This window comes from Pantoea sp. S18, assembly GCF_045689705.1.
In the GTDB taxonomy this organism is placed as follows: domain Bacteria; phylum Pseudomonadota; class Gammaproteobacteria; order Enterobacterales; family Enterobacteriaceae; genus Pantoea; species Pantoea symbiotica.
On record NZ_CP142688.1, the window covers coordinates 2,831,791 to 2,855,385 of the forward strand.

21 protein-coding genes are annotated in these 23,595 nt (G+C 55.3%); 12 read left to right on the forward strand and 9 right to left on the reverse strand.

Annotated elements, in window-relative coordinates; all coding sequences use genetic code 11:
• Window position 1: 1 nt before the first annotated feature.
• A complete protein-coding gene (gene fghA, locus VIJ98_RS13050; protein ID WP_008104985.1) occupies window positions 2-844 on the forward strand; it encodes an S-formylglutathione hydrolase in 843 nt (280 codons plus the stop codon).
• A 55-nt stretch (window positions 845-899) separates the two neighbouring features.
• Here the strand turns inward: fghA and VIJ98_RS13055 are convergent, their stop codons facing one another.
• The 4 genes from VIJ98_RS13055 to yieE all read right to left on the reverse strand — a co-directional run bounded on the left by VIJ98_RS13055 (window position 900) and on the right by yieE (window position 5,396).
• Window positions 900-1,685, reverse strand: coding sequence for an ABC transporter ATP-binding protein (locus tag VIJ98_RS13055; RefSeq protein WP_323274382.1), 786 nt, complete (start codon window positions 1,683-1,685; stop codon window positions 900-902).
• On the reverse strand, window positions 1,685-2,764 hold the full coding sequence (locus VIJ98_RS13060; RefSeq protein WP_154190258.1) for an iron ABC transporter permease: 1,080 nt from the start codon (window positions 2,762-2,764) through the stop codon (window positions 1,685-1,687). Before VIJ98_RS13060 ends, VIJ98_RS13055 begins: the two co-directional genes overlap by 1 nt.
• Before the next feature lie 162 nt (window positions 2,765-2,926).
• On the reverse strand, window positions 2,927-4,393 hold the full coding sequence (locus VIJ98_RS13065; RefSeq protein WP_008104991.1) for an amino acid permease: 1,467 nt from the start codon (window positions 4,391-4,393) through the stop codon (window positions 2,927-2,929).
• A gap of 136 nt (window positions 4,394-4,529) precedes the next feature.
• Window positions 4,530-5,396: a DNA-binding transcriptional regulator YeiE gene (gene yieE, locus VIJ98_RS13070; RefSeq protein ID WP_154190260.1), complete on the reverse strand. Its 867-nt coding sequence runs from the start codon at window positions 5,394-5,396 to the stop codon at window positions 4,530-4,532.
• Between the two features lie 232 nt (window positions 5,397-5,628).
• On the opposite strand from yieE, the gene VIJ98_RS13075 reads away from it, so the two are divergent.
• Window positions 5,629-6,672 carry a YeiH family putative sulfate export transporter gene (locus VIJ98_RS13075; protein WP_323274384.1) on the forward strand — a complete coding sequence of 348 codons (1,044 nt, stop codon included), beginning with the start codon at window positions 5,629-5,631 and terminating at the stop codon, window positions 6,670-6,672.
• Window positions 6,673-6,728: 56 nt separating this feature from the next.
• The gene (nfo, locus tag VIJ98_RS13080; RefSeq protein ID WP_323274386.1) at window positions 6,729-7,574 is read left to right on the forward strand and encodes a deoxyribonuclease IV; all 846 of its coding nucleotides are present in this window, start codon (window positions 6,729-6,731) and stop codon (window positions 7,572-7,574) included.
• Window positions 7,575-7,681: 107 nt separating this feature from the next.
• Here the strand turns inward: nfo and fruA are convergent, their stop codons facing one another.
• The 4 genes from fruA to VIJ98_RS13100 all read right to left on the reverse strand — a co-directional run bounded on the left by fruA (window position 7,682) and on the right by VIJ98_RS13100 (window position 11,995).
• A complete protein-coding gene (gene fruA / locus VIJ98_RS13085; protein WP_154155889.1) occupies window positions 7,682-9,379 on the reverse strand; it encodes a PTS fructose transporter subunit IIBC in 1,698 nt (565 codons plus the stop codon).
• A 16-nt stretch (window positions 9,380-9,395) separates the two neighbouring features.
• Window positions 9,396-10,334, reverse strand: a complete 939-nt coding sequence (fruK, locus tag VIJ98_RS13090; RefSeq protein WP_008105004.1) for a 1-phosphofructokinase — start codon at window positions 10,332-10,334, stop codon at window positions 9,396-9,398.
• Window positions 10,331-11,461 carry a fused PTS fructose transporter subunit IIA/HPr protein gene (gene fruB / locus VIJ98_RS13095; RefSeq protein ID WP_323274388.1) on the reverse strand — a complete coding sequence of 377 codons (1,131 nt, stop codon included), beginning with the start codon at window positions 11,459-11,461 and terminating at the stop codon, window positions 10,331-10,333. The genes fruK and fruB overlap by 4 nt, the downstream gene beginning before the upstream one ends.
• A 279-nt stretch (window positions 11,462-11,740) precedes the next feature.
• Window positions 11,741-11,995, reverse strand: coding sequence for a YkgJ family cysteine cluster protein (locus VIJ98_RS13100; RefSeq protein ID WP_323274391.1), 255 nt, complete (start codon window positions 11,993-11,995; stop codon window positions 11,741-11,743).
• Window positions 11,996-12,147: 152 nt separating this feature from the next.
• Between VIJ98_RS13100 and yeiP the strand changes: the two genes are divergently transcribed.
• The 9 genes from yeiP to yejF all read left to right on the forward strand — a co-directional run bounded on the left by yeiP (window position 12,148) and on the right by yejF (window position 23,084).
• Entirely contained in the window at window positions 12,148-12,723 is a 576-nt protein-coding gene (yeiP, locus tag VIJ98_RS13105; protein ID WP_008105009.1) for an elongation factor P-like protein YeiP, read from the forward strand.
• Between the two features lie 106 nt (window positions 12,724-12,829).
• A complete protein-coding gene (locus VIJ98_RS13110) occupies window positions 12,830-13,804 on the forward strand; it encodes a GTP-binding protein (protein ID WP_323274393.1) in 975 nt (324 codons plus the stop codon).
• A 45-nt stretch (window positions 13,805-13,849) separates the two neighbouring features.
• Window positions 13,850-14,557, forward strand: coding sequence for a phosphatase PAP2 family protein (locus tag VIJ98_RS13115; RefSeq protein ID WP_323274395.1), 708 nt, complete (start codon window positions 13,850-13,852; stop codon window positions 14,555-14,557).
• A gap of 514 nt (window positions 14,558-15,071) precedes the next feature.
• Window positions 15,072-15,647 (forward strand): bifunctional murein DD-endopeptidase/murein LD-carboxypeptidase, encoded by a 576-nt coding sequence (mepS, locus tag VIJ98_RS13120; RefSeq protein ID WP_008105015.1) that lies wholly within the window; start codon window positions 15,072-15,074, stop codon window positions 15,645-15,647.
• Window positions 15,648-15,930: 283 nt separating this feature from the next.
• Window positions 15,931-17,496: a cyclic di-GMP phosphodiesterase gene (locus tag VIJ98_RS13125; protein WP_154155883.1), complete on the forward strand. Its 1,566-nt coding sequence runs from the start codon at window positions 15,931-15,933 to the stop codon at window positions 17,494-17,496.
• Window positions 17,497-17,561: 65 nt separating this feature from the next.
• A complete protein-coding gene (locus VIJ98_RS13130; RefSeq protein ID WP_154155881.1) occupies window positions 17,562-19,370 on the forward strand; it encodes an extracellular solute-binding protein in 1,809 nt (602 codons plus the stop codon).
• A 10-nt stretch (window positions 19,371-19,380) separates the two neighbouring features.
• On the forward strand, window positions 19,381-20,472 hold the full coding sequence (locus VIJ98_RS13135) for a microcin C ABC transporter permease YejB (protein WP_008105022.1): 1,092 nt from the start codon (window positions 19,381-19,383) through the stop codon (window positions 20,470-20,472).
• A complete protein-coding gene (locus VIJ98_RS13140) occupies window positions 20,472-21,494 on the forward strand; it encodes an ABC transporter permease (RefSeq protein ID WP_154155879.1) in 1,023 nt (340 codons plus the stop codon). Before VIJ98_RS13135 ends, VIJ98_RS13140 begins: the two co-directional genes overlap by 1 nt.
• The gene (gene yejF, locus VIJ98_RS13145; protein WP_154155877.1) at window positions 21,495-23,084 is read left to right on the forward strand and encodes a microcin C ABC transporter ATP-binding protein YejF; all 1,590 of its coding nucleotides are present in this window, start codon (window positions 21,495-21,497) and stop codon (window positions 23,082-23,084) included.
• On the opposite strand, the gene VIJ98_RS13150 is transcribed toward yejF, so the two are convergent.
• Window positions 23,078-23,404 carry a hypothetical protein gene (locus tag VIJ98_RS13150; RefSeq protein WP_008105027.1) on the reverse strand — a complete coding sequence of 109 codons (327 nt, stop codon included), beginning with the start codon at window positions 23,402-23,404 and terminating at the stop codon, window positions 23,078-23,080. The two genes, yejF and VIJ98_RS13150, sit on opposite strands and share 7 nt — an antisense overlap.
• Window positions 23,405-23,595 lie beyond the last annotated feature (191 nt).

Below are 23,595 nucleotides of genomic sequence, written 5' to 3' on the forward strand. Positions count from 1 at the left end.
TATGGCTTCCACTTTGGAGCTGTTAGAAGAGCATCGCATCTTTGGTGGCTGGCAGCAGCGCTGGCGCCACCAGTCGGCGGTGCTGAACTGTCCGATGACCTTCAGCATTTTTCTGCCGCCGCCGCAGAGTGACGCGCCGCCGCCGGTGGTGTGGTTTCTCGCTGGGTTGACCTGCAGCGATGAGAACTTCACTACCAAAGCCGGCGCACAGCGCGTAGCTGCGGAGCTGGGTTTGGTGCTGATTATGCCCGACACCAGCCCGCGCGGTGACGAGGTGGCGAACGACAGCGGTTACGATCTCGGCCAGGGCGCAGGTTTCTACCTCAACGCCACGCAGCAGCCGTGGGCAGCGAACTTCCGCATGTTCGATTACCTCAGCAGCGAGTTGCCGGAGCTGGTGGCGGATAACTTCAAGCTGAGCGATCGTCAGTCGGTGATGGGGCATTCGATGGGCGGGCACGGTGCGCTGGTGCTGGCACTGCGTCTCGGCGGGCGTTTTGCGTCTGCTTCGGCTTTCGCGCCGATCGTCAATCCGACCGAAGTGCCGTGGGGCCAGAAGGCCTTTGCCGCTTATCTGGGTGAAGATCGTCAGACGTGGCGTGAATGGGATAGCTGCCTGTTGATGCGTGACGTGGAACAGCGCTTGCCGATTCTGATTGATCAAGGGGATAGCGATCAGTTCCTCGCCGATCAGTTGCGTCCAGAGCGACTGGAAGCCGTAGCGCGTGAGCAAGGTTTCCCGCTGGAGTTACGCATTCAGCCGGGTTACGACCATAGCTATTTCTTTATCGCCAGCTTCGTGGAAGACCATCTGCGTTTCCACGCGAAGCATTTGTTGGTGTAACGAGGTCGCCATAAATGGCGACCCTACGTAGGGTGCGCATTCATGCGCACCTGAATTACACCAACGTCTCCGCCAGCCCGTCGATCATCACCTGCGGCATGCCGCGTGAGCAGTGCTCGATACGGCCGCGCACGCCATACACCTGCGCCAGCGTCTCTGGCGTGATCACCTGCGACGGCTCGCCGTCCGCCAGCAGATTGCCATCCTTCAGCATCAGCGCGTGATCCGCATGACGCAGCGCGATGTTGATATCATGCACCACCACCACCGTCACAATAGTGCGCAGCCGGGTTTCACGACGCACCAGATCCATTACGTGGAACTGGTAGTTGAGGTCCAGCGCGCTGAGCGGTTCATCCAGCAGCAGCAGTTCCGGACGACGAATCAACGATTGCGCCAGGCCAACCAACTGCTTCTGTCCGCCCGACAGCTGATCGAGATAGCGCATGGCTAAATGCGCGATGCCGAGTTGCTCAAGCAGATGCATGATCTCCGCTTCGCTCGAGGCGCTGTGCAAGCCGCCCGACGCGCGCTGCGCCACGATAATCGACTCCAGCACGTGCAGATGCACGCCAGCTGGCAAACTTTGCGGCAGATAAACCACGCGCTGCGCCCGACGCGCAAACGGCTGGCCCATCAGCTCTTCACCGTTCAGCCACAGCTCGCCCTGCCCTTTGCCGAGGCCGGCCAGCGCGCGCAGCAGCGTTGATTTGCCGCAGCCGTTAGGACCGAGCAACACGGTGATTTTGCCCTGCGGCAGTTCCGGCACGTTAAGATCTTCAATCACCTTGCGCTTCGGGTAACCGGCGGAGAAATGACTCAGACGTAATCCCTGTTCCATTACACCGTCCCCCGATGACGCAGAATAATGCTGAGGAAGAACGGCACGCCGACCAGCGAAGTCACAATCCCCACCGGAATGATCACGCCGGGAATCAGGTTTTTCGACGCCACCGAGGCCAGCGACAGCACCAGCGCACCGACCAGCGCGCTCGCTGGCAGGTAATAACGGTGATCTTCACCAAACATCATGCGTGCAATATGCGGCGCGACCAGGCCGATAAAGCCAATCGGACCGACAAAGGCCACCGCCAGCGCGGAGAGAATACTGATGCGCAGCAGCGTTGCCAGGCGCAGACGGCGCACGTCGATACCAAAGCTCACCGCACGATCTTCGCCAAGGCGCAGCGCGGTCAGCTTCCAGCTGCTGAGCATTGAGAACGGAATCAGGATGGCAAAGGCGGCGGTTAACACGCCGAGCTTTTCCCACGACGCGCGTGCGAGGCTGCCCATGGTCCAGAACACTAAGCCCTGCAAGGTATCTTCGCTGGCGATGAACTGCATCATCGAGACTAATGCGTTGAAGGTGAACACCAGCGCGATACCAAACAGCACCACGCCAGAGGTTGAAACTTTGGTCCAGCGCGTCACGCCATCTAGCATCAAGGCGGCAAACAGCGCAAACACAAAGGCGTTGGCGGAGATAAACCACTGATCCGGTACGCCCGGAATGCCGATACCGAGAATGATCGCCAGCGCCGCGCCAAAGGCCGCCGCCGACGAGACGCCGAGCGTAAACGGGCTGGCGAGCGGGTTATTCAGAATGGTTTGCATCTCTGCACCGGCGAGCCCAAGCGAGAAGCCCACCACCACTGCCATCAAGGCGTACGGTAACCGTATATCCCAGACAATGACGCGCGTGCCCGCATCGACCGCATCGGGATGGATCAGCGTTTGCCATAAGGTATCGAGGGAGAGCCCAGCCGGGCCGAGCGTGAAATCCAGAATTACTGAGGCCAGTATCGCCAGCACCAGCACGCCAATTAACAACAGTCGCTGGCGCAGTACCTGACGATAATGTGTGATGGTATCGGTTTCGAGGCCGTTTTCCGCCAGCAGCGTGGCGTCGGTGGTACGCATTGTTCTACCCGTTTCTTGTCGAAATCATAACGGCAGCCACAATAGTGCAGGTGATAATAATTATCAATTCAATCTGAGTAACAAAATCCAAAAAAAAGTGCGCATAATTGCGCACTTTCCATGATTGTCGGATCGCCATTAATGGCGACCTTTTTGCAAACATCACTCTTTAAACGTTGGGAATTCCATCTCGCTGTATTTCACGAAGCGCGATCCGCGTGTCAGCTTGTAACCCAACCAAATCACCAGGAACAGCGGTAGGCCAATATAGGTCGCGGCCACGCCATACCAATCAATGCGGTCGGCAAGGAACGCCTGATAGTTCTGCCCCAGCGTGATGATCAGACACAGAATAAAGGCGAAGATCGGTCCCAGCGGGAAGAAGCCCGAACGGTACGGCAAATCGGCAAGGCTGTGACCCTGCGCGATATAACCGCGACGGAAACGGTAATGGCTGATGGCGATACCCAACCAGGCGATAAAGCCGGTCATACCCGAAGTGTTCAGCAGCCACAGGTAGACTTCCTGGTTACCAAATTTCGAGCTCAGGAAGCACAATCCCGCCACCACAGTGGTGGCAATCAGCGCGTTACGCGGCACGCCACCTTTCGACAGCTTGCCGAAAATGCGTGGCGCTTTGCCTTCACGTGCCAGGTTGAACAGCATGCGCGTTGAGGCGTACATGCCGGAGTTACCCGCCGACAGCACCGCCGTCAGAATCACCGCGTTCATCACCGCTGCTGCCGAGAGCAGACCGGCATTCTGGAACACCAGCGTGAACGGGCTGATGGCGATATCGGTGACGTCGTTATGCAGCAGCTTCGGATCGGTATACGGCAGAATCAAGCTGATAATCAAAATGGCGAAGATATAGAACAGCAGAATTCGCCAGAACACCTGACGCACCGCGCGCGGAATGTTCTTCGCCGGATCCTGGGATTCACCGGCCGCGATACCAATCAGTTCGGTACCCTGGAAGGAGAAGCCGACGATCATCGCCACGCCAATCATTGCGGCAAATCCACCGGCAAACGGCGCTTCGCCGACGGTCCAGTTGTGCCAGCCAGCGTTTTCTGCGCCACGCATAATGCCGGTGATCATCAGCACGCCCACCACAATAAAGATGATGACGGTGGTCACTTTGATCAGCGAGAACCAGTATTCCGCTTCGCCGAAGCCTTTTACGGAGATGTAGTTGAGCAGGAACATCAGGCCGAGGAACAATGCGCTCCAGATCCAGCCGGGCGTGTCCGGGAACCAGTAGTTCATGACGAGCTGCGAGGCGACGAGGTCAACGGCGATGGTGACCGCCCAGTTGTACCAATAGTTCCAGCCCAGCGCGAAGCCGAAGCCTTCTTCAACGTATTTCGAACCGTAAGTAGAGAAGGAGCCAGAAACCGGCATAAATGCCGCGAGTTCGCCGAGGCTGGTCATCAGGAAGTAAACCATCAGGCCAATCAGCGCATAAGAGAGCAGCGCGCCGCCAGGTCCGGCCTGAGAAATGGTGGCACCCGAGGCGACAAACAGGCCGGTACCGATGGAGCCACCAATGGCGATCATGGTGAGATGACGCGCTTTTAATTCACGGCGCAATCCAGGTTGTTGTGTTGTTTTTGAGTCATTATGCATGTGTAAACGCTATGCTGGATAAAAATGAGGCGAGATTGTAGCAGCTAGCCCCAAGCTGTATAGCATTCACGTCGGGTTATTAGTTACCTTCATGATCGGCCAGGAATTATTAGCCGCAGCGTGCTAAGCACTGCGATTATTCTCGGCAATACGACAGGAAACGGCTCAAAGCTTTGGAGACATGCTTCTGTCGATGATGGATGCGATAGAGCGTGCGCGTCAGGCGCGGCAGCGGGATCATTACTTCCACCAGCGTGCCAGCTTCCAGCAGATCTTCAATCACCCGCCGCGACAAACAGCTGATGCCCATGCCGTGACGCACTGCGTGTTTAATCGCCTCTGAGTTGCCCAACTCCATGCCGAGCTGAAACTGCGGCAGATGCGACAGCAGCAGATAATCCACGATCTCACGCGTACCCGAGCCGCGCTCGCGAAGAATCCACGGCGCGGCGGCGAGTGTTTCCAGCGTAATCGGCTGCTGCAGGATGGCAGCATCCGGCGCGGCAAATACCACCAGCTCATCTTCCAGCCACGGCTCGCTGATAATATCCAGCTCGTGACATGGACCTTCGATCAAACCGATATCGACGCGAAAATCCGCCACCGCATTAATCGCATCCTGGCTGTTGCCGACGCTCAGCTCGAGCGGCAGCGCGGGAAAATCACGGCGATAGGCGGCGATCATGCCCGGCAGCAGGTAATTGCCGATGGTGCTGCTGGCGAACAGGCGAATCGCCCCGTTATCTTCTTTAAACAGCTGTTCGATTTCACCCGCCTGCTCCATCAAACCCACGGCGCGTGGATAGAGTAAACGTCCATGCTCATTCACCACCAGCCGCTTACCGACGCGGTCAAACAGCTGCACGCCAAGCTGGTTTTCCAAATCCGCTAACGCGGCGCTCACCGCCGACTGCGACAGCGCCAGCACTTGCGAAGCCTGGGTCGTCGAGCCGCTTTTCAGCACTTCGGTAAACACTTCAATCTGCCGCAACGTGATGTGCATGTGTCCCTCTTATATTACTTATTCTGGTTAATTATAAATATATTATCAATTTTACTTTTATACCAGTGCGGCGCACGCTTAAGGCAGAGATTGAATGTTAGAAGGTCGCCATAAATGGCGCCCCTACGGGTTTTCGTAGGGTGCGCATTCATGCGCACCTGATTACATAAGCGATTTATTGCTTAAGTGAGCGGCATTTCGAAATGAATGCCGACACGATAAGGAGAAAAGTATGGCTGAGTTAAGCGTGAATAAAAGCCCGTTTCATCTACATCAGTGGCTGCCGGGTTTGCTGCTGACTGTCGCGATTGCCGGTATCGCGGCGTGGCTTGGCAATCAGTCATGGTTGGCCGGTGCCGGATTCGGTGCGCTGACGTTAGCGATTATTTTGGGCATCGTGCTCGGCAACAGCCTTTATCCGCAGATTGCTGGAGCTTGTGACAGTGGCGTGCTGCTGGCGAAACAGCGCTTGCTGCGCCTCGGCATCATCCTGTATGGCTTTCGTATTACCGTGCAGCAGATTGCTGATGTCGGTCTGAACGGCGTGCTGATCGATGTGCTGGTCCTCAGCTCCACTTTCCTGCTGACCTGTTTTATCGGCATCCGTCTGTTGAAGATGGATCGTGAAACCGTGTGGCTGATTGGTGCAGGCAGCAGCATTTGCGGCGCGGCGGCGGTGCTGGCGAGTGAACCTATCGTTAAAGCTGCGCCGTCAAAAGTGGCGGTAGCCGTTGCCACAGTGGTGCTGTTTGGTACCGTCGGCATCGTGCTGTATCCGCTATTGTGGTCGCTGCTGCCAACTGTCAGTGCAGAACATTTCGGCATATTTACCGGATCGACGCTGCATGAAGTGGCGCAGGTTGTCGCGGCTGGTCATGCGATGGGTGCAGAAACCGAGAATACTGCGGTGATCGCTAAAATGCTGCGCGTGATGATGTTAGCGCCCTTCTTGCTGATTCTGGGCAGCTGGCTGAAGCGTCAACGTCGCCACAGCGCGCAGCAGCAATCGATCAGTTTCCCGTGGTTCGCGCTGCTGTTTATTATGGTTGCGCTGTTTAACTCGTTGCATCTGCTGCCTGCTAACGTGGTTGGTGCTCTGAATCAGCTGGCAAATCTGCTGCTGGCGATGGCGATGGCGGCGCTGGGATTAACCACGCGTTTCAGTGCCTTAAAACAGGCCGGTTTGAAACCGCTGCTGCTCGGCTTGATGATGTTTGGCTGGTTGATTGTTGGCGGCGGAGCACTCAATGTGCTGGTGCAACATTTCATGGCGTAATCGCATCCGCTATAGTGAGCGCTTTGCAGTAGCAATCGCCCAATCAGGAGAGCGGCATGAAATATATCGGCGCACACGTCAGTGCATCAGGCGGCGTGGACCAGGCAGTTATCCGTGCCCACGAACTCGAAGCCACCGCGTTTGCTTTGTTCACTAAAAATCAGCGCCAGTGGAAAGCAGCACCGCTGTCAGGGGAAGCGATCGATGCGTTTAAAACCGCCTGCGATCGCTACAACTTCACCTCTGCGCAGATCCTGCCGCACGATAGCTATCTGATTAACCTTGGCCATCCGGTGATGGAAGCCCTGGAGAAATCGCGCGAAGCTTTCCTCGATGAGATGCAACGTGCCGAGCAGTTGGGTTTGACCTTGCTGAACTTCCATCCCGGCAGCCATCTTAAGCAAATTGATGAAGAAGCGTGCCTGAAGCGTATTGCCGAATCGATCAACATCGCGCTGGATAAAACCAGCAGCGTGGTGGCGGTGATCGAAAACACCGCCGGTCAGGGCAGCAACCTCGGTTTCCGCTTTGAGCACCTCGCCACCATTATTGAACACGTGGAAGATAAGTCGCGCGTTGGCGTGTGCATTGATACCTGCCACGCCTTTGCGGGTGGTTACGATTTGCGTACCGAAGAAGCCTGCGCGGAGACGTTTAGCGATTTTGAACGCATTGTCGGTTTCCAGTATCTGCGCGGGATGCACCTGAATGATGCCAAGAGCACGCTGGGCAGCCGCGTCGACCGCCATCACAGTTTGGGTGAAGGCAATATCGGCAAAACCGCATTTAGCTGGCTGATGAAGGATAAACGTTTTGACGGCATTCCGATGATTCTGGAAACCATCAATCCGGATATCTGGAAGGATGAGATTGCGTGGCTGAAGTCAGAGCAGCAGGGTTAATGATTTAACCAGGTCGCCATGAATGGCGACCCTACGGAATGGTTCTGTATTGATGCCAGCCATAAACAAAAGGGAGCCGAGGCTCCCTTTTTAATGTCTGGCGAAGATTACGCTGCTTTTACCAGCTCTTCTTCCGGACGTTTCAGGATGGCGTAGCCAAGACCTGCCACCGCCGTACCAATCACAATCGCCATCAGATAACCCAATACTGGGGTAATCGCGCCAGGAATCAGCAGGACGAACAGGCCACCGTGCGGTGCCATCAGTTTCGCGCCAATCGCCATGGAAATCGCACCGGTTACCGCGCCGCCAATGATACAGCATGGCAGCACACGCATTGGGTCACGCGCCGCAAACGGAATGGCACCTTCAGAGATAAAGCACAGACCAAGTACCAGCGCCGCTTTACCGCCTTCCTGCTGACCTTTGTTGAACTTACGACGCGCAACAATCGTCGCCAGGCCCATCGCCAGCGGTGGCACCATACCGGCCGCCATAATTGCCGCCATCGGTGCGTAGGTTTGTGAACTGAGCAGACCAACACCAAATGCGTAAGCCACTTTGTTCACCGGACCGCCCATGTCGGTACACATCATGCCACCGAGAATTGCGCCCAGCAGCACCGCATTCGCTGTACCCATGTTTGCCAGCCAGGTTGTCAGGCCAGTCATGATGCCAGCAACCGGCTTACCAACCACGTAAATCATCAGCAAACCGGTAATCAAACTCGCCACCAGCGGAATGATCAGAATCGGTTTCAGCGCTTCCATACTCTGCGGCAGTTTTACTTTGCTGCTGAGCATCTTCGCTGCGTAACCAGCAATGAAACCGGCGATGATACCGCCAAGGAAACCGGCGTTAATGCTGGTCGCGATCATACCGCCAATCAAACCTGGCGTCAGACCCGGACGGTCCGCAATCGAGAAGGCAATGAAGCCGGCCAAAACCGGCACCATCAGCGCAAAGGCGCTGCCGCCACCAATCTGCATCAGTGCCGCTGCTAAGGTGCCCGGCTCTTTAAATGCGGTGATACCAAAGGCAAATGACAGCGCGATGCTCAAACCACCGGCGACCACCATCGGCAGCATGTAGGACACGCCGGTCAGCAGGTGACGATAGGCACCGGCTTTCTCTTTGCTGTCGCCCTGCGCGCTGGCCGCCTGATTGCCGCTCGGCTGATAGGTTTTCGCTTCGGCCTGCGCTTTATCCAACTCCTGCGCGGTTTTCTTCAGCGCCAGACTGGTTGAGGTGCGGTACATCGGCTTACCGGCAAATTTCGCCAGATCCACATCGATATCAGCCGCGACGATTACCAGATCGGCTGCCGCCACTTCTTCTGGCGTAATCGCGTTGCCAGCGCCCACAGAACCACGGGTTTCGACTTTCACCCACCAGCCACGCTTGGTCGCTTCGGCCTGAATAGCTTCGGCGGCCATAAAGGTATGGGCAACGCCAGTTGGGCAGGCGGTCACCGCCACAATGCGTTTCTGACCACCGCTCTGCGCCGCCACTGGCGCGGCAGCGGTTGCAGCAGCAGGCTGCCAGGTTTTGGCACTCGCTTTGGCTTGATTGATTGCCGCCAACGGATCGCGCAGCGCTTGCTGCACATCTACCAGCGCCAGCGATTTACCCGCCAGCTCTGCGTCATGCGGCGCATTATGACCAGCAACCAGCACCAGTTCCGCTTCGGCGGCATTATCGGTCAGCGTCAGTCCGGCTTGTGCCGCCGTCGCGCGTAAGCGTTCCAGCGCCAGATGTCCTGAAGCCAGTCCCAGTGAAGAATCTTTTATCAGCAGCGTTTTCATTATCGCTCTCCTGCTGTTAGTTAACGGGTTGTAAGTCGACGCGCGCCATCATCGCGGCCAACTGGGTACGATCTTTAACGCCAACGTTGCTTTGGCTGACGGCCATCGCCGCCACTGCCGTCGCCAGACGCAGCGTGTGCTCGCTGGATTCACGCATCAGCAAGCCGTAAATCAGGCCGCCGACCATCGAATCGCCGGCACCCACGGTGCTGACCACTTCGCAAGCGGGCGGTTTGGCGATCCATTCGCCGGAAGCATTCACCCACAGCGCGCCTTCCGCACCGAGAGAAATCACCACGTGCGCAATACCTTGCTCACGCAGTTCATGTGCGGCACCAATCACGTCCTGCAGCGCAGGCAGTTTACGACCGGCCCAAATCTCCAGCTCGCGGCGGTTCGGTTTCACCAACCACGGCGCGGCTTTCAGACCGGCGACCAGTGCTTCGCGGCTGCTGTCGAAGATGATGCACGGGCACAGCGTGCGCAGATCGCTCATCCACTTGGTGAACGCTTCTGGCGCTACGCCGGCTGGCAAGCTGCCGCTGACGCACACCATGTCGAACTGGCCCAGCCAGGTAAGCGAATCAGCGGTGAAGCGCTCCCAATCCTGCGCGGTTACGTCAAAACCGGAGAAATTCAGGTCGGTTACATCGCCGTCTTTTTCAGTCAGCTTAACGTTGATACGTGTACGGCCCTGCACCACCTGAAAACGGTTAGCAATGCCGAGCTCGCTGAACAGCTGCTGAAAGCCGTCCTGATTCTCTTTACCGAGGAAACCGCCGACGGTGACATCGATACCAAGATCCTTCAGCACCTTGGCAACGTTGATGCCCTTACCCGCCGCGTGCAGTCCGGTGGTTTTCACCAGGTTAACTTCACCGCGCTCAATTTCTGGCGTGTAACCAACCAGATCGTAAGCCGGGTTTAAGGTAATTGTTGCGACACGACGACTCATGCTGCCCCCTCGCCTAAACCGGCGTTAATGGCTTCTTCAATCGCGTTCAGCGCCTGCTGCGCATCATCACCGCTGGCGGTAAAGCGCAGGCGATGGCCTTTTTTCACACCCAGCGCGACGACTTTCATCAGGCTACGGCCGTTAGCCGGTTTACCGCTGCCGTCGAGATTGGTCACAGTGATATCGCTGTTGAACTGCTTGATCACAGTAACCAGCGCCGTGCCCGGACGCGCATGCAGACCGTGTTCGTTGCGAATGGTGAACTCCGCGGTCAGCAGCTCAGCGGCTTCATCGACTTCGCTGGTCAGCAGCGCCAGAATGCCAGCGGCATCGGCCTTCAGCAGACGTTCAGCTTTGTTGGTCAACAGCAGGTTGCTGAGGTAGCCCAGCACTTCCAGCGGACGCTGATCGTTAGCCGCCACGGTCAGCAGCAGCGCGACGTTTTCGCCATGATGCTGGAATGGTGCAGCGGTGCGGCTGACAGCCACTGCGCTGCCAATATTGCCGTTAGCGCTGTCGCTCAGCCAGATGCCCTGACCCAGGCTCAGCGGTGCACGTGAAATCACGTCAGCAATAAAGGACGCGTCTACCGCGCCTGCAGCCTGCAGACGACCGGCGTTCAGTGCCTGTAAGGTGATCAAATCGCTGGCCGCTACATCAACGGCAATCAGCGAGGTATCGAATTTGAATTCTGCCGCCTGGTTTTCGCCCATCAGCAAGGCTCGCAGATCTTCCGCAGAAGCGGTTTTCAGCTGTTCAGCAATGCTGTCGTCGCTTAATACGTGGGTGAGCTGGCGCAGCAACGCGAGGTGTTCATCAGACTTGGCAGCAATACCGATCGCCACATACGCCGTTTGCCCCTCGCCCCAATCCACGCCCTGCGGGAACTGATAAACCTGTACACCGGTTTTCAGTACCAGGTCGCGAGTGTCGGTGGTGCCGTGCGGAATGGCAATGCCGTTACCCAGGAAAGTGGTGGTTTGCTGTTCGCGCGCCAGCATGCCGTTAACGTAGCCTTCGGCCACATTGCCCGCAGCAGTTAACGCAGCGGCAACCTGGCGAATGGCCTCTTCTTTATTCTGTGCGCTAGCACCGGTATGAATGGCCTGAACTTCGAGCTGGAACATATCTCTCCTCGCTTGCTGTATTGAATCGTTTCAGCTAGATGTTGAAAAAAGATGCTATGCATCGCGGACTTATCCGGAATGACAACGCTGAAACGTTTCAGGGAATATGGTGCAGCCACGAACAGCAGGCAAGAAAATGCGCGATCTGAGTAGCAGATTTTTGACGTCCCGCACACTTCATGTTGGATTTAAGATTTTTACCGGCAGGCAGGCTGATGCTTTTGCTGTACAGACAACCGGCACTAAGCCAAATTCTTCAGCTCTGCGTCAGCAACCGGTTCAAGGTGCGGTATCGGCTTCCAGTTTTAGCAAGAACGTCATGGCGCTATCACGGCTGCTGCCGCACATTTCTGCGCTCGGTTGTAAACCAGCACAGACCGCAGGACGCAGCGGTGAACCAAAGATTTTGCAGCGCTGCTGCTCATCAAGTTGCACGCAACGCGTATTGGCCGGCTTGCCGTGTGGCATGCCAGGAATCGGGGATGAGATTGAGGGGGCTGTGCAACAGGCACCGCACTGGTTACGACAAAACATCATGCGCTCCTGTAGACAATTCGCCGCGACAATAACAGTCTGAGGCCGCGAATGCCATGCACCGGCAACAATTTTACATTGCCTCGCTTGCCAGTTTTTCACCGCGCGAGTAACGTGACGCGCATTAACCTCCTGTCAGCGAGAAAACCACCATGCCAAAGGCAAATGAGATCAAAAAAGGGATGGCTGTCACCTGGAACGGCAAACTGTTGCTGGTGAAAGACATTGATGTACAGAGCCCAAGTGCTCGCGGTGCCGCGACGCTCTATAAGATGCGTTTTACCGATGTCCGCACCGGCCTGAAAGTGGAAGAGCGCTTCAAAGGCGACGATATTATTGACGCCATTTCGCTCAGCCGCCGCGCCGTCACCTTCTCTTATATAGATGGTGATGAGTATGTGTTTATGGATGACGAAGACTATACGCCGTACAACTTCAAGAAAGAGCAAATCGAAGAAGAGCTGCTGTTTATTCCTGAAGGCGGCATTCCCGGCATTCAGGTACTGACGATGGACGGCCAGGTCTTGGCGCTTGAACTGCCACAAACCGTTGACATGGAAATTGTTGATACCTCACCGGGCATCAAAGGCGCCTCCGCCAGCGCCCGATCCAAACCCGCTGGCATGAGCACCGGCTTATCCATTCAGGTGCCAGAATATCTGAGCAATGGCGATCGCATCCGCATTCATATTGCGGAACGTCGTTACATGGGACGCGCTGACTCATAACGTGCTTCCGTCCGGCCGCCGGTGATTGTTATAGTATAACAAGGCCGTGCGTGCCGGATGCCCCTCATCCGCGCGCGATTTATTCTCTTTTTTTGGGAGCCCTTTTGTGACGCGCGTAAACCTCATCACCGGATTTCTCGGTAGCGGAAAAACCACCACGCTGCTGCATCTGTTAGCCAACAAACCCGCCGATGAAAACTGGGCGATTCTGGTCAACGAATTTGGCGAAATTGGCATCGACGGCGCACTGCTCGCCGATCGTGGTGCCACGCTGAAAGAGATTCCCGGCGGCTGCATGTGCTGCGTTAACGGCTTGCCGCTGCAGGTTGGGCTGAACATGCTGCTGAAGCAGGCGAAACCCGATCGTCTGATTATCGAACCCACTGGCCTTGGCCATCCCAAACAGCTGCTGAACATGCTGCGTGCTGCGGTCTATCAACCCTGGATTCAGGTGGATGCCACCTTAACGCTGCTCGATCCGCGCCAGCTCGCCGACGCACGCGTGGTGGAGAATGAGAACTTCCGCGATCAGCTGGTGGCGGCCGATATCATCGTGGCGAACAAAAGCGATCGCTGGAGCGATGAGGATCGTCAGCGTTTACAGGATTGGCAGCTGCAATTTTTGGGTGAACGCCAGCTGGTAGAGGCGGCCTGGGGTGCGATCGATCCCGCGCTGCTGACGCAACCCGCCTTGGCGGATCGTGCGGTTCCCGATGCAGCCCACCACCACCACGCTTCCCGCCCACAGGGCTTAGCCGCACTGAAACTGGATGGTCAGGCGCGCTGGCGTCGGGCGCTCAATGAAGGCCAGGGTTATGCTTCCTGCGGCTGGATTTTTGATGAGGAAACCGTGTTTGATACCATTGCCGCACTAGAGTGGGCGCGGCTTGCGCCGGTGGATCGCGTTAAAGGCGTACTGCGCACGTCGGACGGTTTAGTCAACATCAATCGCCAGGGCGAAGACTTGTTTATCGAAACGCGCCCTACTACACCGCCGGATAGCCGCATCGAATTAATCCATCATCAGCCCGTAGACTGGAACCTTTTGCAGACCGCCTTGTTGAAGATTCGTTTAAATTAGATGCGTTAGGTTGCCCCGTTGTTTTCACTTTGGATTTATTTTTTTATGCGCGCGTCACGATTAATCACCATCCTGCTGCTGAATGCGCTAGGGATAATGTTGTTTGTTTCATGGTACCTGCCGCCCGATCACGGGTTCTGGTTTGGTATCGATAAAGCCATCTTTTATGGCTTCAATGACCAGATGGTTGACCATCACGGCTTCGCGCTGTTAGTGGCCATCACTAACTTTCGCGGCTTCGATCTGGTTTCACTGCTGGCGATGGGTGCGCTGTATCTGTGCTTCTGGCGTCGCGAAACACAGCAAGGACGCCGTCGCATGCTCGCGATTGGCATCACCATGTTGCTAAGCGCCGTGATCCTGAACCAGCTCGGCCATCTGCTGCCGGTGCAACACTCCAGCCCAACGCTGTTCTTTGACAATGTGCATCGCGTAAGCGAACTGACCGGCATCCCGGCCAAAGATGCGTCGAAAGATAGCTTCCCGGGCGACCACGGCATGATGCTGATGATCTTCACCTGCTTTATGTGGCGCTATTTCGGCTTCCGCGCGTTTCTGGTGGGCCTGGCGATTAGCGTGGTGTTTGCTCTGCCACGCGTGATGGCGGGTGCACACTGGTTTACCGATATTGCTGTCGGTTCGTTGTCGGTGGTGCTGGTTGGCATGAGCTGGTGCCTGTTAACGCCATTCAGCGACAAGCTAGTTAATTGGCTGGACCGTTCGTTGCCGGGCAAATATAAGCCGCGCAGGTAATTGTTAAGCGCGAGTGATCATAGAATAAAAAGTCGATCGCTCGCGCTTATTTAAAACCTGAATAAACTATTAGCAAACTAACATTATTCAGGTAAAAGAAAAGATTATGATGAAAAATGCGGAACAATAGCCTTTATCTTAGCCTGTCCAGCCCGAACCCTCTTAAAATCGGCCTTAGCGCCAGAATTACCCCCTTATTGCACCGCTGTTTGGCTATTAAATCGCTGCCAATTGTTGATAAACTAGCCATTGTGTTACAGATTGATTTCACATCGAAAAAACCTTTGAATATCTATATAAAAGCACTCGCCACGCGGTCTGTAATCGGTTAACCTCAAATCCGATTAGTAAGCAACAGCATAAAATGCGGTGCTTAAAGCTACAAAAATGTGTGCATTAACACATTTTAGTAATTAAGGATTTGTCTTAGACGGCCGTACTTATTAATCTCAACCCGTTTTGTCATCTGGCTGACGACATTCTGTCGTAAGGAAACCGAAGGAATTCACGTACAATGGTCAAGTCTCAACCAATACTGAGATACCTCAGGCGGATCATTCCCGCAGTTGCTCTGGCAACACTTTTATCAGCATGTAGCAGCACCCATAACGGTCAGAACGCGAATAACGAGAATCATGAAGTTAACAACCAGAATGGTTTTTTACTTCAAGCGTCTCAGGACGAATTTGAACAGATGGTGCAGAACGTGGACGTTAAGTCCCGCATCATGGAACAGTACAGTGACTGGAAAGGTGTACGTTATCGCTTAGGCGGCGACACCAAACGCGGCATTGATTGTTCTGCTTTTGTTCAGCGCACCTTTCGCGAGCAGTTTGGTTTAGATTTGCCACGCTCAACGTCAGAACAGCAAGACACCGGCAAAGAGATTTCACGCAATAAATTGCGCGCAGGTGACTTAGTGCTGTTCCGCGCCGGTTCTACCGGTCGCCACGTTGGCATCTATCTCGGCAACGATAATTTTGTTCACGCATCCACTAGCAGTGGCGTGATGATTTCCAATCTCAACGACAGTTATTGGAAAAATCGTTACCGTGAAGCGCGTCGGGTTCTCGCTAAAAACCCGAGCTAACGTATTCTTTTGAAGATCCTCTCAGCCAGAGAATCAGAAAACGCTGCCCCGGCAGCGTTTTTTTTCGCCCACTGTTTTTAACTCAAATCCAATCGATAAAAAGTAATTGAGAATCAAAAATATAACGAGACATTCTTCGCGCTCTCGTTATATTCTCGTTGACTTCCTGATACCCAAACATCGCCCTTCAGACGCCGTGATTACTGCGATGTCGGCAGGACTCTGGGTAATGACCAAAGTGATAAACATAATAAAAAATGGCAAGACAAGGGGAATACACTCCATGCCACTTTCGGGGACATTAAAACGCCACGCCAGCTACTCAAGACGCATCGCCTGGAGTAGCGTAATTATCGGCACGTTGTTTTTTCTGCTTTTTGTCACCGTCCTGTTAACACTGACCTGGCAAAAACGCGTACAACAACATCAACAGCTACTGGCTCACAGCCGTGACGATTTACAACAGGTCATTACAACCCTGGTGGATACGCTTTATCCACTGCAGCAATACACACAATTAACCTGTAACAGCGTCGGCCGTGAGCTGACTTCTCGCGCCGCGTTTGCCGGGAATATCCGCGCCATCCTGCTGGTCCGCGACAGTAATGCTTACTGCTCTTCTGCTACCGGCAGTTTTTTGCTGGCTGCCAATGCGATATCGCCTGAATCTGAACTGGAACGCGATCGCGATATGCGCTTACTGGAAGGCACGCCATTGCTACCAACGAAACCGGCGCTGGCGCTCTGGCTGAAAAATCCAGGTTCGGCAGAGACCGGCATTCTGGCCACCATGAACATCAGCCTGACGCCTTACCAGTTGCTGGCTTCCTATCATCCCGAAATCACCGGCATGGCGTTGGTGATCGGTAATAAGGCGCTACTCAGCGGCAGCAATAAGGTGGTGCACGCCAGTGATTTGCCTGCATCGCTGCATGAAATAGCCTTTAACAATAGCGACCTGCACTTTGTGCTGTTTGGCAGCACCTTAGCGCCACGTGATTACTCACTGACGCTGCTCACTGGGATACTATTTTCCTTACTGGTTTCCGCTTTGAGTTGGCTATTGCTGACTCGACATCAGCGTCCGGGCAAAGAGATCATGCAGGGAATCAAACGTGGTCAGTTTCACGTTGAATACCAGCCGCTAGTCACCGCGCATGATGGACAACCTTACGGCGTGGAAGCGCTGCTGCGCTGGACGCATCCCACTGAAGGCATGATTCCACCGGATGCCTTTATTAGCTACGCAGAAGCGCAAAACCTGATTATTCCGCTCACCCAGCATCTATTTACTTTGGTGGCGCGCGATGCACAGTTTCTCTGTAAACAACTGCCGCGTGGCACACGTCTGAGCCTCAATCTCTCGCCGCTGCATCTCGCCTCAGAGAGTTTCCGTCATGATGTGCAGGTATGGATTAACGCCATGCCGCCTGATCATTTCAACTATGTGTTTGAGATTACCGAACGCACTATGGTCGGGGAAAAAAATGCCGGTGAAATCTTCGCCTGGCTGCACGAAAACAATTTCAAAATTGCGATTGATGATTTTGGCACCGGACACAGTGCGCTGATCTACCTGGAAAAATATCCGTTCGATTATCTGAAGATCGATCGTGGGTTTGTGCAAAGCATTGGCACGGAAACCGTCACCTCGCCGGTTCTTGATGCGGTGCTGCTGCTGGCGAAAAAACTTAACCTGAAAACCGTGGCGGAAGGCGTTGAGACCGGCGATCAGGCTGCATGGCTGGTGAATCGCGGCGTGACGCATTTACAGGGTTATCTGTTTAGCCGCCCGCTACGACCTGAAAAACTCGCCAGTTACTTCCAACGCCAGCGCATACTGAGTTAGCATCACGCGAACCCCATGAAACTGCTACCATAAAGTGCGGAACACCACAGGAGATAGCCCCACTTATGCTGCTGCGTCTTGTCACAGCGTTATTGTTTTGTAGCGCCATTGCGCCGCTGCATGCCGCAACCATCAACGAAAGCTATGCCTTTGCTAAACTGGGCGAGCCGAAATATGCGGTCAATTTCACGCACTACGATTACGCCAATCCCGCTGCGCCTAAAGGCGGCAAAATCACGCTGGCGGTGGTCGGTACCTACGACAACTTCAATCGCTTCGCCTCGCGCGGCAATCCCGGCATTGGCACCGATACGCTGTATGACGGCCTGTTTACCACCTCCGATGATGAACCTGGCAGCTACTATCCGCTGATCGCTGAATCAGCGCGCTATCCTGATGACTATCGCTGGATGGAAGTGTCGATCAATCCGCATGCACAGTTTCAGGACGGAACACCAATTACCGCGCAGGATGTGGCTTTTACCTTTCAGAAATTCATGACGGAAGGTGTGCCGCAGTTCCGCGTGGCGTTTCGTGACGTGCAAGTTAAAGCGCTTAACCGCCTCACCGTGCGTATCGACATGCCGAAGCCGGACAAAGATCGCGTTCTTAGCTGGTTAACGCTGCCGGTCATCCCAGAAAAATTCTGGCAAAACAAAAAGTTTAATGAGCCGATTGGTTATCCGCCGCTGGCCAGCGGGCCTTATCGCGTCACCTCGTATAAATCGGGTCAGTTTATCCAGTACAGCCGGGTGAAAGATTACTGGGCGGCCAATTTGCCGGTCAATCGCGGACGCTTTAACTTCGACACCCTGCGTTATGACTATTATCTCGATGACAACGTGGCGTTCGAGGCCTTCAAAGCCGGTGCTTACGATTTACGTGAAGAGAGTTCCGCAAAGAAATGGGCCACGCAATATCGCGGGCGCAACTTTGATAGTCACGCCATCGTCAAATCAACCATTCCCAACACCGTTTCCACCGACACGCGTTGGCTGGCCTTTAACAACGAAAAACCGCTGTTCGCCGATCGTCGCGTACGTGAAGCCATCACGCTGGCGTTCGATTTTGAGTGGATGAATAAAGCGTTGTTCTACGGCGCTTATAAACGCACGCGCAGCTATTTCCAGAACACCGAATATGCTGCACTTGGCTATCCCAAAGCCGAGCAGTTGATTCTGCTGGCGCCGTACAAGGCGCAGCTGCCAGCGGAAGTGTTCAACAATGAGTATGCTCCGCCCCGTTCCGACGGCAGCGGTTTCGATCGCGGCAACCTGTTGCAAGCCATGAAGCTGCTGAAAGCGGCGGGCTGGGAGATTAAAAACCAGCAGCTGGTGAACGTGAAAACCGGCCAGCCGTTCCGTTTCGAATTACTGATGCGCAGCGGCACGCAAAACGACTGGGCGCTGCCGTTCCAGCACAGCCTGCAACGGCTTGGCATTCAGGTCACATTGCGCCAGATTGACAGCTCGCAATATTTACGGCGTTTACGTGAAGGTGACTACGACATGATTCCGTCACTCTATTACGCGATGCCGTGGCCCTCCACCAGCTTGCGCACCATCTGGCAGTCTGAGTTCATCAACTCCTCATGGAATACGCCGCGCGTGAAAGATCCCATCGTCGACCATTTTGTCCAGCAGATCGTGGAGCATCAGGGCGATGAGAAAGCGCTGCTGCCACTCGGCCAGGCGCTGGATCGCATCCTGCTGTGGAATGCCTACATGATTCCGATGTGGTACAGCGCGGAAGATCGCATGGCGTATTGGGACAAGTTTTCCCATCCCGAGATTAAACCCGCGTTTGCTACCGGTCTGGAAAACTGGTGGTACGATGTGAACAAAGCCGGGCGATTGCCGGCCGATCGACGCTGAGGAGCACGGTTTGGCAGCCTATTTTCTTCGCAGGTTACTGCTGATCATCCCCACGCTGTGGGCGATCATCACCCTGAACTTCTTTATTGTGCAGATAGCACCCGGCGGTCCGGTGGATCAGGCGTTAGCCAACGTGCAGTTTGGTCATAGCACCGGTATTCCCGGCTCCGGCGGTGGCGACAGCAGCACGCGCGGATCGCTGGTGCGCGACAATCCCGGCGACAGCCAATATCGCGGCGCACGCGGCCTGGATCCGGAAGTGATCGCGGAGATTAAGCATCGCTACGGCTTCGATAAGCCGCTGCTACAGCGTTACGGCGAAATGCTGTGGAACTACATCCGTTTTGATTTCGGCGACAGCCTGTTCCGCAGCGCATCGGTGCTGCAGCTAATCAAAGAGAGTTTGCCGGTCTCCGTCAGTTTGGGATTGTGGAGCACCTTAATCATTTATCTGGTGTCGATTCCGCTGGGCATCAAAAAAGCGGTGCGTAACGGCAGCGCCTTCGATATCTGGAGTAGCACCTTTATCATCATTGGCTATTCGATTCCGGCGTTCCTGTTCGGCATCATGCTGATTGTGCTGTTTGCCGGCGGCAGCTACTTTGACTGGTTCCCGCTGCGCGGCCTGACGTCACCGCAGTTTGATGCGCTGCCGTGGTACAGCAAAATCACCGATTACCTGTGGCACATCACGCTGCCGGTGCTGGCGACGGTGATTGGCGGTTTTGCCACGCTGACCATGCTGACCAAAAACTCCTTCCTCGATGAGATCCGCAAACAATACGTGGTCACCGCGCGCGCCAAAGGGCTGGATGAGAAGCGCGTGCTGTACGGCCACGTGTTCCGCAATGCCATGCTGCTGGTGATCGCCGGTTTTCCTGCCACCTTTATCAGCATGTTTTTCACCAGCTCGGTGTTAATTGAGGTGATGTTCTCGCTCAATGGTTTGGGCCTGCTCGGCTACGACGCCACCATCCAGCGCGACTATCCGGTGATGTTTGGCACGCTCTATATCTTTACGTTAATTGGCCTGCTGATGAACATTCTCAGCGATCTGACCTACACGCTGGTCGATCCGCGCATTGATTTTGAGGGACGCTGATGCGCTTATCTCCTGTTAACCAGCAGCGCTGGCAGCGTTTTCGCCATAACCGTCGCGGTTACTGGTCACTGTGGATTTTCCTTATCATTTTTGTCCTGTCGTTGGGCGCTGAGTTGCTGGCCAACGACAAACCGCTGCTGGTGCATTATCAGCAGCGCTGGTATATGCCGCTGCTGTTCAACTACAGCGAAAGTGATTACGGCGGTGATTTCTCTACGCCCGCTGATTATCAGGATCCGTGGCTGAAGCAGCTCATCGATCAGCAAGGTTGGGCGATTTGGGCACCGATTCGCTTTAGCGACAGCACCATCAACTTCGCTACCGATGTGCCCTTCCCTTCTCCACCTTCGGCGCAAAACTGGCTCGGCACCGACGCTAACGGCGGCGATGTGCTGGCTCGCCTGCTGTATGGCACGCGCATCTCATTGCTGTTCGGCATCATGCTGACGTTGTTCTCCAGCGTGATTGGCATCGTGGTCGGCGCGGTGCAAGGCTACTTTGGTGGCCGCATCGACTTGGTCGGCCAGCGGCTGATTGAAGTGTGGTCGGGCATGCCATCGCTGTTCCTGCTGATTCTGCTCTCCAGCGTAATTCAGCCCGGCTTTTGGTGGCTGCTGCTGGTTACCGTGGTGTTTGGCTGGATGAGCCTGGTGAGCGTGGTGCGCGCCGAATTCCTGCGTGCGCGTAACTACGATTATATCCGTGCGGCGCGCGCGCTCGGCGTCAGCGACAGCCGTATTATGCTGCGCCACATGCTGCCAAACGCCATGGTCGCCACATTAACGTTTCTACCGTTTATCCTGTGCGGCTCAATCACCACGTTAACCTCGCTCGACTTCCTTGGTTTTGGTTTGCCAGTCGGATCGCCATCGCTCGGCGAGCTGCTGTTACAGGGCAAAAACAATTTACAGGCGCCGTGGCTGGGGCTGGCGGGCTTCTTTGCCCTCGCCCTGCTGCTGTCGTTACTGATCTTTATCGGCGAAGCGGTACGCGATGCCTTTGACCCGAGCCGAGGACGCTAAATGAGCCTGCTAACGGTGAATCATCTGGCGGTGGCCTTTCAGGATCGCCGCGTTGTGGAAGACATTTCGCTGCAGATTGATGCCGGCGAAACGCTGGCGCTGGTGGGCGAATCCGGTTCCGGTAAAAGCGTTACCGCGCTGTCGATCATGCGCTTATTGCCGCAGCCGCCGGTCAACTATCCGCAAGGTGAAATTCTGTTTAACGGCCAGGATATTCTGCAGGCCAGCGAACGCACCCTGCGCGGGCTGCGTGGCAACCAGATGGCGATGATTTTTCAGGAGCCGATGGTGTCGCTCAATCCGCTGCACAATGTGGAAAAGCAGCTGTATGAAGTGCTGTCAGTGCATCGCGGGATGCGACGCGAAGCCGCGCGGGGCGAAATGCTCAGTTGCCTGGATCGCGTCGGTATTCGTAATGCGGCGTCTCGTCTGCAGGATTTTCCGCACCAGCTTTCCGGTGGCGAGCGACAGCGTGTGATGATCGCCATGGCGCTGCTGACGCAGCCGAAGCTGCTGATCGCCGATGAACCGACCACCGCGCTGGATGTCACGGTTCAGGCGCAGATTCTGCAACTGCTGCGCGAACTGCAGCGTGAACTCAATATGGGCATGCTGTTCATCACCCACAACCTGAATATTGTGCGTCAGCTGGCGCACAGCGTCACGGTGATGAGAAATGGCCGCGGTGTTGAACACAACCGCTGCGATTTGCTGTTTAGCCAACCGCAGCAGCCCTACACGCGTGAGCTGATCGCCGCAGAGCCGGATGGTCAACCGGTGCCGCTGCAGGATGCTAAACCGCTGTTGCAGGTGAATAATCTGCAGGTTGGTTTCCCGATCCGGCGTGGATTGCTGCGTCGCACCGTGGCAGAGAAGCTAGCGCTTAAGGATCTCAGCTTTACGCTGCGGCGTGGCGAAAGCCTTGGATTGGTCGGCGAATCGGGTTCAGGTAAAAGTACTACGGGCCTGGCGCTGCTGCGCTTAATCACCGCGCGCGGGGAGATCTGGTTTGACGATCAGCCGCTGCATCAGCTGTCGCCAAAGCAGTTATTGCCGCTGCGCCAGCGCATTCAGGTGGTATTTCAGGATCCCAATTCGTCGCTCAATCCGCGCATGACGGTGCAACAGGTGATTGCAGAAGGCTTAGCGGTGCATCGTCCGGAACTCAGTGCTGCCGAGCAGGAAGCCAAGGTGATTGCGGTGATGCAGGAAGTGGGACTCGATGCCGACAGCCGTTCACGTTATCCGGCGGAGTTTTCCGGCGGTCAGCGCCAGCGCATCGCTATCGCCCGCGCGTTAATCCTTGAGCCGCAGCTGATTGTGCTGGATGAACCCACCTCGTCGCTGGACCGCTCGGTGCAGAAGCAAATTCTGACCTTGCTGCGTCGTTTACAGCAACAGCATCAGCTCGCCTATCTGTTTATCAGTCATGATTTGCAGGTGGTACGCGCACTATGCCATCAGCTGATAGTGCTGCGTCAGGGCGAAGTGGTGGAGCAAGGTGATTGCGAAGCGCTGTTCAATGCACCAGCAGCCGATTACACGCGGCAGCTACTGGCGTCAGCGCAGGGAAAAGATCTGAGTCAGTGACCATCAAAGGTTTCGGCGATAGCGACACCCTGATTTTTCAGGCAGCAGTTGGTCGCGCTTTCGTCATCACGTTGAATCAACAGACAAGGCTGCCCTTCACACTGGGCAATTTTGCACTCGACCTGAATTTGCGCCAGCGTTTCTTTCAGCTGGTGCAGAATTTCCAGCGCCGGATGACCATCGTGGCTCAGCAGACGCAGCACCACTAAATCTTCGGCATGCACGCCATTCGCCGCTTCCTGACGCTCAATTTCACCCGCATGTTCAAGCGACCAGCGATAATGTTGTGGCAAGCGATGCACAACGGAAAGTTGCAGCATAGTTATACGGCCCCCAGAGACGTTAACTTTATTCACGACGACGGCACAACGTGGTGAATCCCAACCTGGTTAGCTCAGAATACGAACTCAGTCTGCCTTCTCGTTTTAAGCACAAAGCGTGTAGCCAATTTATAATTTGCGAGGCTTCTCACATTTATGCCTATGTTTACCGTGTTCGGCTGCGGTTAACA